14 protein-coding genes and 3 pseudogenes are annotated in these 15320 nt (G+C 67.2%); 11 read left to right on the forward strand and 6 right to left on the reverse strand.

Annotation, left to right across the window (positions count from 1 at the left end):
* Nucleotides 1–11: 11 nt before the first annotated feature.
* Complete coding sequence (locus A9W99_RS24895) at nucleotides 12–2156, forward strand: AAA family ATPase (RefSeq protein ID WP_067384827.1); 2145 nt, start codon at nucleotides 12–14, stop codon at nucleotides 2154–2156.
* Here the strand turns inward: A9W99_RS24895 and dapE are convergent.
* Nucleotides 2146–3210 (reverse strand): succinyl-diaminopimelate desuccinylase, encoded by a 1065-nt coding sequence (gene dapE, locus A9W99_RS24900; RefSeq protein ID WP_067384881.1) that lies wholly within the window; start codon nucleotides 3208–3210, stop codon nucleotides 2146–2148. The two genes, A9W99_RS24895 and dapE, sit on opposite strands and share 11 nt — an antisense overlap.
* Nucleotides 3211–3326: 116 nt before the next feature.
* Here dapE and dapD point away from each other — a divergent pair, with 116 nt between their 5' ends.
* Nucleotides 3327–4271 (forward strand): 2,3,4,5-tetrahydropyridine-2,6-dicarboxylate N-succinyltransferase, encoded by a 945-nt coding sequence (dapD, locus tag A9W99_RS24905; protein WP_067384830.1) that lies wholly within the window; start codon nucleotides 3327–3329, stop codon nucleotides 4269–4271.
* A 165-nt stretch (nucleotides 4272–4436) separates the two neighbouring features.
* Here the strand turns inward: dapD and A9W99_RS24910 are convergent, their stop codons facing one another.
* The 5 genes from A9W99_RS24910 to A9W99_RS24930 all read right to left on the reverse strand — a co-directional run bounded on the left by A9W99_RS24910 (nucleotide 4437) and on the right by A9W99_RS24930 (nucleotide 10603).
* Nucleotides 4437–5702 carry an MFS transporter gene (locus A9W99_RS24910; protein WP_067384884.1) on the reverse strand — a complete coding sequence of 422 codons (1266 nt, stop codon included), beginning with the start codon at nucleotides 5700–5702 and terminating at the stop codon, nucleotides 4437–4439.
* A gap of 135 nt (nucleotides 5703–5837) precedes the next feature.
* Nucleotides 5838–7235 (reverse strand): acyl-CoA synthetase, encoded by a 1398-nt coding sequence (locus A9W99_RS24915; RefSeq protein ID WP_067384833.1) that lies wholly within the window; start codon nucleotides 7233–7235, stop codon nucleotides 5838–5840.
* Between the two features lie 68 nt (nucleotides 7236–7303).
* On the reverse strand, nucleotides 7304–8116 hold the full coding sequence (locus tag A9W99_RS24920; RefSeq protein WP_067384836.1) for a triacylglycerol lipase: 813 nt from the start codon (nucleotides 8114–8116) through the stop codon (nucleotides 7304–7306).
* Between the two features lie 41 nt (nucleotides 8117–8157).
* On the reverse strand, nucleotides 8158–9066 hold the full coding sequence (locus A9W99_RS24925) for an alpha/beta fold hydrolase (RefSeq protein ID WP_067384839.1): 909 nt from the start codon (nucleotides 9064–9066) through the stop codon (nucleotides 8158–8160).
* Nucleotides 9067–9127: 61 nt separating this feature from the next.
* Nucleotides 9128–10603, reverse strand: a complete 1476-nt coding sequence (locus A9W99_RS24930; RefSeq protein WP_067384887.1) for an aldehyde dehydrogenase family protein — start codon at nucleotides 10601–10603, stop codon at nucleotides 9128–9130.
* Between the two features lie 176 nt (nucleotides 10604–10779).
* On the opposite strand from A9W99_RS24930, the pseudogene A9W99_RS27905 reads away from it, so the two are divergent.
* The 9 genes and pseudogenes from A9W99_RS27905 to A9W99_RS24965 form a co-directional block, all read left to right on the forward strand.
* A pseudogene (locus A9W99_RS27905) lies at nucleotides 10780–10914 on the forward strand (cytochrome P450); the annotation flags it as partial.
* Nucleotides 10887–11026 (forward strand): annotated as a pseudogene (locus A9W99_RS27510) (acyl-CoA dehydrogenase); the annotation flags it as partial. The pseudogenes A9W99_RS27905 and A9W99_RS27510, both read left to right, overlap by 28 nt.
* A gap of 20 nt (nucleotides 11027–11046) precedes the next feature.
* Nucleotides 11047–11592: a MaoC family dehydratase N-terminal domain-containing protein gene (locus A9W99_RS24935; protein ID WP_067384890.1), complete on the forward strand. Its 546-nt coding sequence runs from the start codon at nucleotides 11047–11049 to the stop codon at nucleotides 11590–11592.
* Entirely contained in the window at nucleotides 11592–11990 is a 399-nt protein-coding gene (locus A9W99_RS24940; RefSeq protein ID WP_067384841.1) for a Zn-ribbon domain-containing OB-fold protein, read from the forward strand. The genes A9W99_RS24935 and A9W99_RS24940 overlap by 1 nt, the downstream gene beginning before the upstream one ends.
* Before the next feature lie 6 nt (nucleotides 11991–11996).
* Nucleotides 11997–12296: pseudogene (locus A9W99_RS24945) on the forward strand (acyl-CoA dehydrogenase family protein); the annotation flags it as partial.
* A 38-nt stretch (nucleotides 12297–12334) separates the two neighbouring features.
* Nucleotides 12335–12784, forward strand: a complete 450-nt coding sequence (locus A9W99_RS24950) for a MaoC family dehydratase (RefSeq protein WP_067384847.1) — start codon at nucleotides 12335–12337, stop codon at nucleotides 12782–12784.
* On the forward strand, nucleotides 12781–13950 hold the full coding sequence (locus A9W99_RS24955) for a lipid-transfer protein (protein WP_067384850.1): 1170 nt from the start codon (nucleotides 12781–12783) through the stop codon (nucleotides 13948–13950). The genes A9W99_RS24950 and A9W99_RS24955 overlap by 4 nt, the downstream gene beginning before the upstream one ends.
* Before the next feature lie 48 nt (nucleotides 13951–13998).
* A complete protein-coding gene (locus A9W99_RS24960; RefSeq protein ID WP_067384853.1) occupies nucleotides 13999–14616 on the forward strand; it encodes a TetR/AcrR family transcriptional regulator in 618 nt (205 codons plus the stop codon).
* Nucleotides 14613–15122, forward strand: coding sequence for a GNAT family N-acetyltransferase (locus A9W99_RS24965; protein WP_067384856.1), 510 nt, complete (start codon nucleotides 14613–14615; stop codon nucleotides 15120–15122). The genes A9W99_RS24960 and A9W99_RS24965 overlap by 4 nt, the downstream gene beginning before the upstream one ends.
* Nucleotides 15123–15320: the final 198 nt, after the last annotated feature.

Consider the following 15320-nt stretch of genomic DNA (forward strand, 5'->3'; position numbering starts at 1 on the left):
AGATTCGGCAGGTGCCGATTCGGTGGAACGTCCCGGAGCATGAAGCCGCCTTAGAGCAGCTGAAGGGCTGCGTGGGAGACAAGGGCGCCGTCGTACTCGGACCCGACGGCGTCGGCAAATCCACGTTGGCGCGGCTGGCCGCCGAAAACTTCACCGCCGAGCATCCGACTACGGTCACCCGCTGGGTCACCGGCACTCCGACCGAACGCGTGGTCCCGTTCGGCGCCTTCAGCCATCTGGTGGAGATCGCCGACCTAGGCAAGCCGGCCGCGCTGCTGCGGGCGGCCCGTGCTTCGCTGGCCCGCGACGGTCGCGAGGGTGACCTGCTGCTCGTCGTCGATGACGCGCATCATCTCGACGTCCTGTCGGCCACCCTGGTGTACCAGTTGGCGCTGGGCGGTGCGGCCCGGATGATCGTCACGGCTCGCGCTGACGCGGCGCCCGATGCGATCGCGGCGCTGTGGACCGACGGACTGCTTCGCCGGATCGACATCGAGCCGCCGAGCGGCTCGGGGAGGGCGTCCGGGCCGGCCGGGCCGGCCGAGGTCGACGCGTTCATCGCCGAGCTGCCCGCGGCCGCTCGGTCGGTGCTGGACTGTCTCGCCGTGCAGGAGCCGCTGTCGCTGGCCAATTTGACGGTCCTCGCCGGTGAGGGCGCGGTGGCCCAGGCCGAGCAGTGGGGCGCGGCGGAAACCCGGGTGCCCGGCGGACGCGCGGTCGACCCGATGGTCTACACGGCACACCCGCTCTTCGCCGAACGAGCGCTCGCCGCGCTCGGTGCGGACGGCGCGCGCCTGCGGCGTACCGAGTTGGTGACTTTGCTGTCGCAGGACCCCCCGGACCATCTCAGCGACCGGCTGCGACTGGCGTCGCTGGCCCTCGATAGCGACGCTCAGCAATCGGTGGACGAAGTGGTCGAAGCCGCCCAGCAGGCGCTGCGGCTGGGCGACATGGTGCTCGCCGAGCGGTTCGGGCGTTCGGCGGTGGATCGGTCGGGCGGACTGGCCGCGCGCCTGCCGCTGGCATACGCCCTGAGCTGGCAGGGCCGCGGTCGCGAAGCGGGCGCGGTGCTTGCGGCGGTCGATCCCGCCGGATTGTCGGAGACCGAACTGATGGCCTGGGCGGTGCCGCGCGCGGCGAACCAGTTCTGGATGCTCAGCGAGCCCGAGCGGGCGACGGCGTTCCTGCAGACCACCCGCAACCGGGTCACCGACCCGGCGGCGCGCAGCAGTCTGGATGCGCTGACCGCCACGTTCGCCATGAATGCCGGAAACCTCAAGCGCGCCATCGCATTAACCACCGAGGTGCTGTCGGGGCCGCCCGCCGGCGACATGGCGGTCGCCTGGGCGGCCAGCGCGGGTGCGTTGTGCTCCGCGCGGATGGGCCGGTTCGACGACGTCGAGCGGCTTGCCGAGCAGGCCTCGACCGCCGAGCATCCCGGGCTACTGCGATTCACCGTCGGCCTCGGCCAGATTACGGCGTTGCTGATGGCGGGCGAGATCACGCAGGCACAGGCGCTGGCCCAGCGGTTCACCGACTTCGCCGAGCTGCAGCAGCCCGGCCGCGCCATCGGCGAGGTGTTGTTGGCTCACGTGTTGCTAGTTCGTGGCGAATTCGCCCCGGCCGCAGCGCTTTTAGAACCGGCAGCGGCGACCCTGGAGCGCACCGGATACTCTTGGGGTCCGCTGTCACTGATGTTGTTGGCGACCGCCCGGGCCCAGCAGGGAGACATACCGGCCTCGGCAAAGGCGTTGCGGCGCGCCGAAGCTCGGCACGGAACCAAGTCGGCATTGTTCGCGCCAGAACTCGGACTGGCGCGTGCGTGGACCCGCGCGACGGGCCGCGACATCACGGGCGCGATCACCGCCGCACGTGAGGCGGCCCGGACGGCGGAGCGCGCCGGGCAGTCCGCGGTGGCACTATCCGCCTGGCATGACGCCGTTCGGCTCGGCGACAAACGCGCCGTAGATCCGCTCGGACAGCTGGCTAGTGAAATTTACTGTGCCGTAGGGCAGATCGCGCTCGCGCATGCCCGGGCGTTGACCGCCGGTGATGGCGCGGCGCTACAAACGGTGTCGGAAGACCTTGCGGCGGTCGGGATGCGCGCGGCGGCTGCCGATGCCGCCGCGCAGGCGCAACGGGTGCTCAGTCGCTGAGATAGCCGCGCAGCATCTCCACTGCGTCAGTGATCTTTTCGACCTGCACCCGCTCGTCAAGGCGATGCGCAAGATTGGGGTCGCCGGGACCGTAGTTGACCGCCGGTATGCCCAAGGCCGCGAACCGGGCCACATCCGTCCACCCGTACTTCGCCCGGACCTGCCCGCCGGCAGCGTCCACCAAAGCCTTTGCCGCGGGCTCGGACAGGCCGGGCAGCGCACCCGCCGCCGCGTCCGTCTGCTCGATCCGCACGTCGAGCCCCTCAAAGACGTCATGCACGTGCTGCAGCGCATCGGGCACCGTCCGGTCAGGGGCGAAGCGGAAATTGACGGTCACCGAAGCCGCGTCGGGAATGACGTTGCCGGCCACACCACCGTCGACGCGCACCGCCGACAGTCCCTCGCGATATGTGCATCCGTCGATGTCGACACTTCGCGCCCGGTACCCGGCCAGCCGGTCCAGCACCGCGCCCAGCTTGTGAATTGCGTTGTCGCCCAACCAAGACCGTGCCGAATGCGCACGCGTTCCGGCGGCACTGATCACCACCCGCAGCGTGCCCTGGCAGCCGGCTTCGATGTAGCCGGCGGTGGGCTCGCCCAAAATCGCCACGTCGGCCGTCAACCAGTCCCGCAACTCACGCTCGATGCGGCCCAAACCGTTTGCCGCAGCGTCGATTTCCTCGCAGTCGTAGAACACCAGCGTCAGGTCGTGTGCGGGTTCGGCGACGGTCGCCGCGAGATGCAGGAAGACCGCGTCGCCGGATTTCATGTCCGCGGTACCGCAACCGTGCAGCTCGCCGCTCGCCCGGTGACTTGGCAGGTTCCCGGCCGCAGGCACGGTGTCCAGATGGCCGGCCAGCAGCACCCGCGTCGGCTTGTCCAGCGCAGTGCGCGCCAACACGGCGTTGCCGTTGCGGATGACTTCGAAGCCGGACGTCTGGCCGCGCAGCGCAGCTTCCACCTCGTCGGCGATGCGCGCCTCGTCGCGTGATTCGCTGGGGATGTCGACCAGCGCTGCGGTCAGCTCGATCGGGTCCCCGCGCAAGTCCAGCACGGTCACCAGTATGCCGAGGAGAAGAAAAAGCACCTCTTTCATCGGCGTGTCGGGCGCTTTTGTGTTCCCCTCCCTCCGGTGTGGGCCCTGCTCGGCCAGGAAAGTAACCTGACCGCGTGACTGGAGCTGCAGGTATTGGGTTGGCGACGCTCGCCTCCGACGGATCGATCCTCGACACCTGGTTTCCGGCACCGGAACTGACCGAGTCGGGCACCAGCTCCACCACCCGTCTGGCGGTCTCCGACGTTCCTCCCGAGCTGGCCGCGCTGATCGGCCGCGACGACGACCGCAGCGTCGAGATCGTCGCGGTCCGCACGGTCATCGGCTCGCTGGACGACGTCGCCGCCGACGCTTACGACGCCTACCTGCGGTTACATTTGCTCTCACACCGGCTGGTGGCACCGCACGGGCTGAACGCCGGCGGCTTGTTCGGGATATTGACCAACGTGGTGTGGACCAGTCGCGGACCGTGCGCGATCGACGGTTTCGAGGCGGTGCGGGCGCGGCTTCGCCGCCACGGGCCGGTGACTGTGTACGGGGTCGACAAGTTCCCCCGGATGGTCGACTACGTCATGCCCACCGGGGTCCGCATCGCCGACGCCGACCGGGTGCGGCTGGGTGCCCACCTAGCGCCGGGCACCACCGTGATGCACGAAGGCTTCGTCAACTACAACGCCGGCACACTGGGCGCGTCGATGGTGGAGGGCCGCATCTCGGCGGGCGTGGTGGTCGGCGACGGCTCGGACGTCGGCGGCGGTGCTTCGATCATGGGCACGCTGTCCGGTGGTGGCACGGAAGTGATCTCGATCGGCAAGCGGTGCCTGCTGGGCGCCAACGCCGGACTGGGCATCTCGCTGGGCGACGACTGCGTGGTAGAAGCCGGCCTGTATCTCACCGCGGGCACCAAAGTCGCCATGCCCGATGGCAGTTCGGTCAAAGCTCGCGAGCTTTCCGGCGGCAGCAACCTATTGTTCCGGCGCAATTCACTGAGCGGGTCGGTCGAGGTGGTGGCCCGCGACGGTCAGGGCATCGCGCTCAACGAGGATCTGCACGCCAACTAGCCTCGATGGTGGCGACCTGCCTCGCCCGGCTCTGCCGCGCTCGCGATCGCCACGGAACTCGATGGTGGCGACCCGCCTCGCCCGGCTCTGCCGCGCTCGCGATCGCCACGGAACTCGATGGTGGCGACCTGCCTCGCCCGGCTCTGCCGCGCTCGCGATCGCCAACTAATCCACGGCGAGCGCGGTCCCCTGGGTTTCCGGGAGCAGGTAGGTGCACATGAGGCTGGTCACCACCAGGACGGCCAGCATCAGGCCGATGGCCCAGCTGCCATAGCTTGCCAGCAGCGTTCCGGCGATCAGCGGCGGCGAGGCACTGCCGAAGATGCCGGCAAGGTTCTGCGCCAACGCCGAGCCGCTGTAGCGGTAGCGGGTGGCGAATAGCTCCGGGATGAACGCCGCCGTGGGCCCGGACCCGATCGCGGCGGCTGTACACATGCCGACGATCGCCACTGCATACAACACAGGCTGGCCGGTATCCAACAGCGGCATCACCACCAGCGACCATGGCAGACACGCCGCCCAGCCCACCAGCATCACGCGACGGCGCCCAAGCCGGTCGCACAGAATGGCCGACATCGCCATGAAGGTCATGCTCGCGAACCCGCCCAGCGCGCCGACCGACCAGATGAAGTTGCGCGAGTAGCCCAGATGCGAGTGGGCGTAAATGGCCAAATACGTGTTGGCCATGTAGATGAACCCCAGAGCGCCGACGATGCTGCCGGCGACCAGCAGGATTTCGCGGCGCTGCAGCCGCAGCAGCTCGGCGATCGGTGCTTTGGGTACCAGGTTGCGAGCCTTCTCCTCGGCGAATACCGGGGTCTCGTTGATGTTGAGTCGTACGTACAGGGCGATGACGATCAGCACACCACTCAGCAGGAATGGCACCCGCCAGCCCCACTGCAGGAACGCCGGACTGTGCTCGCCGATCGTGAGGTTCACCCCAAGGAAGGTCGCACTGCTCAGTACTGCCGCGATACCGCCGCCGATCAGGGTGAACATGCCGTATCGGCCGCGTTTGTCGGGCGGCGCGTATTCGGCGCTCAGCAATGCTGATCCCGCCCACTCGCCGCCGACGGCGAAGCCCTGCAGCAGCCGGAACCCGACAAGCATCAGCGGGGCGGCCGTACCGACGGTCCCGGTGCTGGGTACCAGACCGACGCCGACCGTCGACACGGCCATGATCAACAGTGTGGCGACCAGAGTCTTTTTGCGCCCCAGCCGATCCCCGAAGTAACCGAAGACGGCCGCGCCAAGCGGGCGGGACAGAAACGCCGTCGCGAATGTGCCCATAGATGCAATCGTGGCGACCCCGGGGCGCAGGTTCGGGAAGAACACTGCGGGGAACACCAGCGCCGCTGCGGTTCCGTAGATGAGGAAGTCGTAGAACTCGATGGCCGAGCCGACGAGGCAGGCAGCCGCTACCCGCCGCATCGGGGTGACCCCGGGGCCGGCGGCGATCGTCACAGTATGCACCGTAACCGGCTCACCGCGACGGCGCGCAAACGTACACCGACACGCCGCGTCAGGCGTACATTTGCGCGCGCTCGCCGCCGAAACGAGCCCATATCAGCCGTCGGACAGCAGCTGTTTTTTGAGCACCTTGCCCATCGCGTTGCGCGGCAACGCGTCCACCACGCGCACCTCGCGCGGCCGCTTGTGCGCTGAAAGCTGTTCTGCGACATAGTTGATCAGGTTATCTGGATCGGCAGATCCGACCACGAACGCGACGATCCGCTGGCCCAGATCCTCGTCGGGCAGCCCGACGACGGCCACCTCCTCGACATCCGGATGTCCGAGCAGCGCCGTCTCTATTTCGCCTGCGCCGATGCGGTATCCGCCCGACTTGATCAGGTCCACCGACTCACGGCCGACGATGCGGTGCATTCCGCCCGCGTCGACGACGGCGACGTCCCCGGTGCGGTACCACCCGTCGGCGTCAAACGCCTCGGCGGTGGCCTCCGGGCGATTGAGGTAGCCGTCGAACATCGTCGGGCCCCGAACCTGAAGCTTTCCAACGGTTTCCCCGTCGTGCGGCACGGGCTCCCCGTCGTCGTCGACCAGCCTGGTCTGCACACCTGCCAACGGCAGGCCCACCCAGCCGGCGCGCCGCTCGCCGCCGGCCAGGGTAGACAGCGTGATCAGCGACTCGGTGCTGCCGTAGCGCTCGACGGGCTGGTGACCGGTGAGCTCGACCAGCCGGTCGAACACGGGCACCGGCAGCGGGGCACTGCCGGACACCAGCAGTCGTGCGGGCCGCAGCGCCTCGGCAGCAGCGCGGTCGGCCACGACGCGCGACCACACGGTGGGGACTCCGAAATAGAGAGTGCCGCCGGCCGCTGCATAACCCGCAGGCGTCGGTTTTCCGGTGTGCACGAAGCGATTTCCCACCCGCAGCGACCCCAGCAGCCCCAGCACCAGGCCGTGCACGTGAAACAGCGGCAACCCGTGCACCAGCACGTCGTCGGGCGTCCACTGCCAGGCGGCGGCCAATGCGTCCAGGTCGGCGGCGATTGCGCGCCTGCTCAGTTGCACGCCCTTGGGCAGCCCGGTGGTGCCCGAGGTGTAGATCACCATCGCGGTGGCATCCGGCGCCGGCTCGGGATAGCGGTGCCAGGAACGGGCGTGCAATCGCACCGGAATGTGCGGCAGGCCTTCCGGTTGGTCGGGTACCGGGCCCAGCCAGACCTGCGCACCCGAGTCGGTGAGCATGTGACGGCGTTCGGTGACGCCGATGTCGGCGGGCACCGGGACGACGGGCACGCCGGCGATCAGGCAGCCCGTGATCGCGAGCACGGTCGACGCGCTCGGCGTGGCCAGCACCGCGACTCGATGGGCACCGGCGACCCGCTCGGCCACCGACGTGGCGGCGCCCACCAAGTCGCTGCGGCTCAGCACGACCGCGTCGATGCTCACCGCGTCGCCGAGGTCGGTGGCGGCCGCAGGATTCAGCGAGGCTAGCAGCACGTCAGCGAGGCTACCCGGGACCGTTCGAGCGCCGCGGGCGCCGCGAACCTTGACTGCGGCGCAACCGGCTACGCCAACCGCAGCCGCGAGTCGACCCGTCGATCAGGCCTGTCCGGGCGCGGAAACAACGGCCGCAACACCGGCGGCGGCCGAAACGGCGTCCATTGGCCGAGCGGCTGAGCGAGCCGGTCCGCGATGGCCCAGACCACGGCCGCATTGTGGCCATAACCGATGTGGCTGGCCAGCACCGCGATGTTCTCCGCACGCGCCGACGGCGTGTCGAGACAGGTCTGCCAGGCGACGATGCCGTCGTAGCGCGAGTAGATCGAGGTCGCCGGAACCGGCAACGGCTCGGCTTCGGATTCCGCCGGTAGGGGCGGATGTTCGACGTGCAGGTGTGCGTAGCGGTTGAACGTTCGCGTGGCGCGGGACTGGCCTGCGTCGTCCATGCGGAACGGGCTGCCGAGCGTGATCACCTGGCGCACCGACGACGGCTCACGGCGGGCCAGCGCACGCGCGAAGATGCCACCCAGGCTCCAGCCGATCAGGCTGATCGGAGCGTCGTACCGGGTACGCAGCTCGTGCAAGCGATCGGAAATTCCGGCCACCGCTTTGGGCGTCGGGCCGACGTTGCGCCCCAGCCCCCAACCGTGCGTCCGGTATCCCAGACGGCGCAGGATGCGACGCAACGTCCAGGTGGAGCCGTCCGCGGCCAGGAAACCGGGCAGTACCAGCACCGGATGCCCGTCGCCGGCGGGCAGCGCCCGGTGCAGCGGCAATGCCGTCATCAGCGCCCCGTACTCGGCCATCGCGCGCGGTACGTCGCTGAGGTAGAGGCCCAGTGAGGGCACTTCGACGACGCGGGTCACGGGCTGTGCCATAGCTACGAGGGTGACACACCGCCGCCTTCAGCAGCAGGAATTCAGGCCCGCTCGTCCCAGATCTTCATCAGCGTGGACAGGATCTCTTCGCCGCGGCCGAGTCCGGCGAGATGACTTTCCTCGGGCAGGTGGAATAGTTCGGCATCGGGCAGCCGGGCTACCACGTGCTCACCATGGGCGAACGGAATGATGTGGTCGTGGTCGCCGTGCCACCACCGGACGGGGACCTTCACCTCATTGAGCCGGAACCCCCAATCCTTGGCAAACAGGATCACGTCGTTGAACGGCGCGGCCAGTTGCTTGCGGCTCCCGTTGAGCAGGTCGTCGAGGAACATGGCCTTGAACTCGGGCCGGGTCAGCAGGTGCCGGTCGGCTTCGGGCGAGAGCAGGGCATAGATCTCGAGCGCGGGGGACGCCACCGGCCGGATCGCCTGGACCAGCATGCTCGCGCCTATCCGCAGCGGGTTGCCCCCGAACTTCAGCAGCGGCGCGACCCGCAGACCAAGGTTCATCGCGCCACCACTGATCGCGTCCGGGCCGCGTGTCGGCGCCACGCCACCGAGCACTCCGGCCACCACCACGCGGTCAGGCAACCGCGCGGCGCATGCCAGCGCGTAGGGGCCGCCACCGGAGAGGCCGACGACGGCCATTTTGTCGATTCCGAGCGTGTCCGCGGTGGCCCGCAAATCGTCGGCGAACGCGGCGATGGTCTCGTACCGGTGTGGTGTGGAGGCGCCGATGCCGGGCCGGTCCAACCCGATCAGACGAATGTTGTGTTGGTCGGCGTAAACCCTGGCCTCTGTGGGAATCTGCCGGCGCGCGCCGGGCGTGCCGTGTAGCCAGAACACAGGACGCCCCTGCGGCGCCCCGAACTCGGCGAAGCCGATCTGGCGGTCTTCGCCGACGGCAATGTTTCCTTCGAGCTTGGGACGGGCTATCGCGACGGTCATGCCGAGCAGCTTCGCATGTGAGCGCTATGTGCTCGGCAGGGGAGCCCGGTGAGGGGTCCCGTCACGCGGGAACCCCGATGGCCTTCTTCTCCATGTACTGGTGCAGCCCGCCGATGCCGCCGCCCTCGCGGCCGAGTCCGCTCAGCTTGAATCCGCCGAAGGGGGCGTCGCCGGGGCCGACGCCGTTGACCGCGATCTGGCCGGTGCGGACGCGTCGGGCCACCCCGACGGCGCGTTCGCTATCGGTGCCCCACACCGCACCGGAAAGCCCGTACCGCGAGTTGTTCGCTATTGCGACCGCGTCGTCGTCGTCGCGGTAGCGCAGCACCGTCAACACCGGCCCGAACACCTCTTCCTGGGCGATCGTCGAGTTCTGGTCCACATCGGTGAGAATCGTTGGCTCGAAATAGAATCCGACGTCCAGGCCGGCCGGCCGGCCGCCACCGGTCACCAGCTTCGCCCCCTCGCTGAGCGCGCCGTCGACGTGCGCTTGGACCCGCTCCCGCTGCGCGGCGCTGATCAGCGGCCCCATCTGCACGTCGGGATCGGTGGGGTCACCGACCTTCACCTGACGGGCCAGCGCGACGAGCCGATCGACGACGTCGTCGTGCAGCGAATCGGGCAGCAGCAAGCGGCTGTGCAGGATGCAGGCCTGTCCGGCATGCATGGAACAGCAGTCGAACAGCATCTGCTGCAACATCTCGTCGGTGACCACCGCGTCGTCGAGGATGATGCTCGCCGACTTGCCGCCCAATTCCAGCAGGATCCGCTTCAGGCTGTCGCCCGCCGCAGCCATCACCTGGCGGCCCACCACCGAGCTGCCGGTGAAGCTGATCATGTCGATGCGCGGATCGGTGGTGAGCAGCTTGGCGGCCTCGACGCCCGAAGGCGTGACGACGTTGACCACGCCCGGCGGGATGTCGGTGTGCTCGTCGATGAGCCTGGCAAGCGCGAGTCCGGCCAGCGGCGTCAGCGGCGAGGGCTTCAACACGACCGTATTGCCTGCCGCCAGAGCATTATTCAGCTTCATGACGTTCAGGCAGTGGGGGAAGTTCCACGGCGTCAGGATCGAAACGACCCCGAGGGGCTCGTGGCGCAGTAAGGTCTTCCCGGCGCCGATCCCGGTGACCTCCTGGTCGGCCAGCTGCGTGGCGAGCTGAGCCGCATGCATGGACATGAACGCGGCACCGTCGATCTGCATGATCCGCTCGTTCGCGGTGCAGCCCCACTCCACCTGTGAGAGCGCCGCGAACTCGTCGGCATGTTTCATCAGCGCGTCCCCGAGCTGGTTGAGGCACGCGGCGCGCTCCTGATGGCTCATGGTGCCCCACGGCCCGCCGTCGAAGGCCTGTCGCGCGGCGCCTATCGCCTCAGCGACCTGGCCGACACTCGCGTCCGGCGCGGCGGCGATCGCCTGCTCGGTGGCCGGCGAAATGTCGTCGTACCGCCCGTCCCCCGGCTCAACCCAGCGCCCGTCGATATAGAGCTGGTAGCTGTCGACAAGTTTCGGAGGTACTGCAAGTGCTTGCTCGGTCATCTGGCTGCCTTCACCAATGTCGGTCATCTAAACACTTGGTGTACACCTGCTGGGCGACGGCGTCAATCATCGGCGACGTGAATTCCTCGCGATATCAAGATATTGTGCCTGTATTGACAGCTGGGGTTAGCTCAGAGTAGACACAATTCGCAGGACAGATTGGCCTCATCTGTCGGATGATCGCGAGAGAGCCGCCCGTGCGCACGCAATTTCCCCTGCACTCCCCCGACTTCTACGCCGGCGACCCTTACTCCGCGTACCGCGAGCTGCGTGCCACCGAGCCGGTGTGCTGGAAACCGCATACCGGATGGCGGTGATCAACACGTTCGGCGTGGTGCCAACGAACTTCGGCGCGACATCATCGCGATGGCGGGGTTGCTCATGCCGCGAGCACCTCGCGACCTGCGGGCAGCTAGGGCATGATCCATCACGAGGAGGGACACGTGACCGACACAGAAACCGTCAGCGCCAAGGTGCGGGCGCTCGTCGGCCAGCCCACCGGTGGCACCGGAAAGCCGTCGGTGGCGCCGGATCCGGTGAATCAGCCGATGATCCGGCACTGGGCCTACGCGCTCGCCGACATGAACCCCGTCTACCTCGACCCGGAGTTCGCGGCCGCTTCGCGATTCGGGGGTATCGTGTCGCCGCCGGTGATGCTGCAAACCTGGACGATGCCGTCGCCGATCCTCGAAGGAATCGGTGACCGCGGCGGCGCTCCCGTCGAAATCAGATCCAACCCAACGGCATTCCTCGACGAGGCCGGCTATACCAGTACCGTCGCGACGAACTCGGAATTCGAGATCGAACGCTACCCGCGGCTGGGCGACGTCATCAGCGCGACAACGGTCTACGAGTCGGTGTCCGACGAAAAGAAGACGGCGCTGGGCACCGGTTTCTTCCTGACCTGGCTGACCACCTACACCGACCAGCACGGTGAGGTGCTGGGCCGACAGCGATTCCGGGTGTTGCGATTCAGGCCGGAACGCTGATGGCCACCCGACTGCCGCCGACCATCAGCGCGGACACCGAATTCTTCTGGAATGGGTTGCGGGACAACAAGCTTCTAATCCAGCGCTGCGGCAGATGCGGGGAGCTGCGGCACCCGCCCCGTCCGATGTGCCCCAACTGCCGGTCCCTGGACTGGGATGCGGTCGAGTCCTCGGGCCGCGGCACCGTCTACAGCTACGTAATGCCGCACCAACCGCGATTCCCGTTCTTCGACTACCCCTACATCGTCGTGCTGGTGGAACTCGAGGAAGGCGTGCGGCTGGTGTCCAACCTGACCGACATCGATCCGTCCGAGGTGACAGCCGGACTGCCGGTCGAGGTCTACTACCAATCCTTCGAGGACCTGGTGCTGCACCAGTTCCGGCCGGCGAATAGGTAGCGCCCGATGGGCTTTACGTTCAGCGAAGAGCAGGAGACGATCGCCAAACTCGTCCGCGACCTGTTCGAGCGCCGCGCCACACCGGAACGGTTGACGGAGTTGGAGTCCGACGGCGTCCGCTACGACGAGGCGTTGTGGCGGGAATTGGCGGCCGCCGATCTGCTGGGGATCGCGCTGCCGCAGTCGGTTGGCGGGAACGGCGGCGGCTTTGTCGAACTGTGCGTGCTGCTGGCCGAGATCGGGCGGAGCGTGGCGCCGGCCCCCGCCTACCCGACGCTGTTGTTTGGCGCCGATCCGATCGCCCAGCTGGCCCGCCTCGGCGCTACATATTCGGGAGGACACGCATGACGACTGCCAGGCGCGACACGTTGACGTGGGCCGACATCTCAGTTGGCGACGAGGTGGCCCCACTCGAAATCCCTATCACCACAACAATGATCGTCGCCGGAGCGATCGCGTCACGCGACTTCATGCCGGTGCACCACGACCGCGACTACGCCAACAAGCAGGGCTCACCCAACTTGTTCATGAACATCCTGACGACGAACGGATATTGCGTGCGCTTCCTCACCGACTGGGCCGGACCGGAAGCGATGGTCAAGAACCTGTCGATTCGCCTTGGCGTGCCGTGTTTTCCGGACGACCCGCTGCGCTTCACCGGCAGCGTCACCGGTAAGACCCAAGGCGCCGAAGGTGAAAACTTCATCGAGGTGACATTCCAGGGCGCCAACAGCCTGGGCAACCACGTCTCCGGCACCGCGGTCCTCAGCCTGCTCGACGGAGCGGATGCGTGAGTAACGCACTGCCCGGCGCCGCGGCGATCGTCGGAATCGGCCAGACCGAGTTTTCCAAGGAATCCGGCCGCAGCGAGCTGCAGTTGGCATGCGAGGCGGTCAGCGCCGCCCTGGACGATGCCGGCCTGGCGCCCGCCGATGTCGACGGCATGGTCACGTTCACCATGGACTCCAGCGACGAGATCGACATCGCCCGCAACGTCGGAATCGGAGACCTGAGTTTCTTCAGCCGCGTCCACCACGGCGGCGGTGCCGCGGCCGGCACCGTCGTCCATGCGGCAATGGCCGTCGCCACCGGCGTCGCCGACGTGGTGGTGTGCTGGCGTGCGTTCAACGAACGTTCCGGCTTCCGGTTCGGCGGCAGCGGGCGCACCAGCGCCGAGACCCCGCTGTTCATGGCGCACTATGCGCCGTTCGGATTGCTCACTCCCGCAGCCTGGGTCGCGCTGCACGCCCAGCGCTACATGTCGACGTACGGGGTCACCAATGAGGACTTCGGCAGGATCGCGGTCGTCGACCGTGCGCATGCGGCAAGGAACCCCGATGCGTGGTTCTACCAACGCCCGATCACCCTGGAAGACCATCAGAATTCGCGCTGGATCATCGAACCCGTGTTGCGGCTGCTGGATTGCTGCCAGGAGAGCGACGGCGGCGTCGCGCTCGTCGTCACCAGTGCCGAGCGGGCTCGTGACCTACGGCAGCCGCCGGCGGTGATCACCGCGGCAGCCCAGGGCGCGGCGGCCAATGGCGAGATGATGACCAGTTATTACCGCGAGGACATCACCGGTCTCCCCGAAATGGGGGTGGTCGCCCGGCAACTGTGGCGCGATTCGGGACTCAAGCCGCAGGACATTCAAACCGCCTTCATCTACGACCATTTCACGCCTTTTGTGTTCACCCAGCTCGAGGAACTCGGGTTCTGCGGGCGCGGGGAGGCGAAGTACTTCGCGACCGTCGAGAACCTGTCGCTGGGCGGCGCACTGCCGATCAACACCAACGGCGGACTTCTCGGCGAAGCGTATATCCACGGCATGAACGGCATCACCGAGGGCGTGCGCCAGGTGCGGGGCACCTCGTACAACCAGGTCGACCATGTCGAACACGTACTGGTAACTTCGGGCACCGGCGTGCCGACCAGCGGCCTGATCCTCGCTCGGGCCGACTGAGGGAGGCACGATGTCCAAACTTGTGCCGCGAGGAGCCCTGATGCCCTGATGACCCAGACGCCTGCGTTCACTCAAGCGACCGAGACCCGCGAGCTCATCCTCGAGTCGGCATACGCCTGCTTCCGAAAGTACGGCTTGCTGAAGACCACGATCGTCGATATCGCCAAGGAAGCAAACATATCTCGCAGCACGATCTACGAGTACTTCCGGGACAAGGGCGCCATTCTCGAAGCCTGTGCAGAACAGGCCTCCGAGCAGTTCTATCGCGAGATGTCCAGAGCGATGGACCGCGGCAGTTCCCTTGAGGAAAAGCTTTCCCAGGCAGCGGTATTCGTGACCCAAGCGCGACGGGCCATCGCCTCCGAAGAGTACTTCGACGAAGACGCGATAAGCCTGTTGCTGACCAAGGACGCCGCGGTGCTGTTGCGCGAATGTGTCGAATTCTTCGCGCCGTACCTTTCGGCCGCCAAGCTCACCGGCGAGGTCCGCAAGGACCTCGACGTCGAATCCGCCGGAGAATGGTTCGCACGCATACTGTTCTCGCTGTTCAGCACGGCTTCGCCGATTCGCGATATGGACGATCCCGATGTTATTGCCGAGTTCGTCCGTGCGCACGTGGTGCGCGGCTTCGCCAGCGAACGCCCGCGGTCCAGGCGCCAAGGTTGACGCAGATCCGCCCGGCCGCTCCAGACGATTCCCTGGCGGTAGCCCGCGTGCACGTGCGGGCCTGGCAGGTGGCCTACCGGGGACTGATCGCCCAGGCCTACCTCGACAGTCTCAAACCCGAAGTCTGGGCCGCCAAATACGCGTTTCAGCGTACCGGGCCGGAGTTGCCGACGACATTGGTCGCGGTGGACGGCGAAACCGTCTGCGGCCTGGCCATGTTCGGACCTTATCGAGGCGAAGAATTGCCGAATTGCGGTGAGCTGCGGGCAATCTATGTAAACCCTGATCATTGGGACACTGGCGTGGGTCGACAGCTGATCATTGCCACGCGAGACGGGCTGCGCCGAGCCGGTTTCACCGAAGCCGCGTTATGGGTGCTGGATGGGAATTCCCGTGCACGATGGTTCTACGAGCGCGACAGGTGGGCGTTAGACGGCGGTCGACAGACGAAAACCATTGCGGGGGCGCAGATGGAGGAGGTGCGTTACCGACGCAGGCTGGGCTAGGTCATCAGCCGACGTAATCCCTTGTGCCACTTTAGTTTCAGTGGTCACACGATTGCGATTCTTGTCGGTGGGTCTTCGTAGAGTTTGGGGCATGGGTTCGAGCAGTCGTGAGGAGATCGTCGAGGTCTTTAACGTGCTCGACGCTGAGCTGGAACGCCTGTGTGAGTTGTCCTTTGACGTGTTGACCACCCCGGAACG

The sequence above is a fragment of the Mycobacterium sp. 1164966.3 genome, from assembly GCF_001665395.1.
GTDB lineage: Bacteria > Actinomycetota > Actinomycetes > Mycobacteriales > Mycobacteriaceae > Mycobacterium.

Excerpts from the sequence above, each read along its gene's own strand:
- A9W99_RS24960 (WP_067384853.1), top strand. The coding sequence starts at position 13,999 with ATGACCCAGACGCCTGCGTTCACTCAAGCGACCGAGACCCGCGAGCTC.
- A9W99_RS24940 (WP_067384841.1), top strand. The coding sequence starts at position 11,592 with ATGGCCACCCGACTGCCGCCGACCATCAGCGCGGACACCGAATTCTTC.
- A9W99_RS24910 (WP_067384884.1), bottom strand. The coding sequence starts at position 5,702 with ATGCGGCGGGTAGCGGCTGCCTGCCTCGTCGGCTCGGCCATCGAGTTC.
- A9W99_RS24930 (WP_067384887.1), bottom strand. The coding sequence starts at position 10,603 with ATGACCGAGCAAGCACTTGCAGTACCTCCGAAACTTGTCGACAGCTAC.
- A9W99_RS24920 (WP_067384836.1), bottom strand. The coding sequence starts at position 8,116 with ATGGCACAGCCCGTGACCCGCGTCGTCGAAGTGCCCTCACTGGGCCTC.
- A9W99_RS24925 (WP_067384839.1), bottom strand. The coding sequence starts at position 9,066 with ATGACCGTCGCGATAGCCCGTCCCAAGCTCGAAGGAAACATTGCCGTC.
- A9W99_RS24950 (WP_067384847.1), top strand. The coding sequence starts at position 12,335 with ATGACGACTGCCAGGCGCGACACGTTGACGTGGGCCGACATCTCAGTT.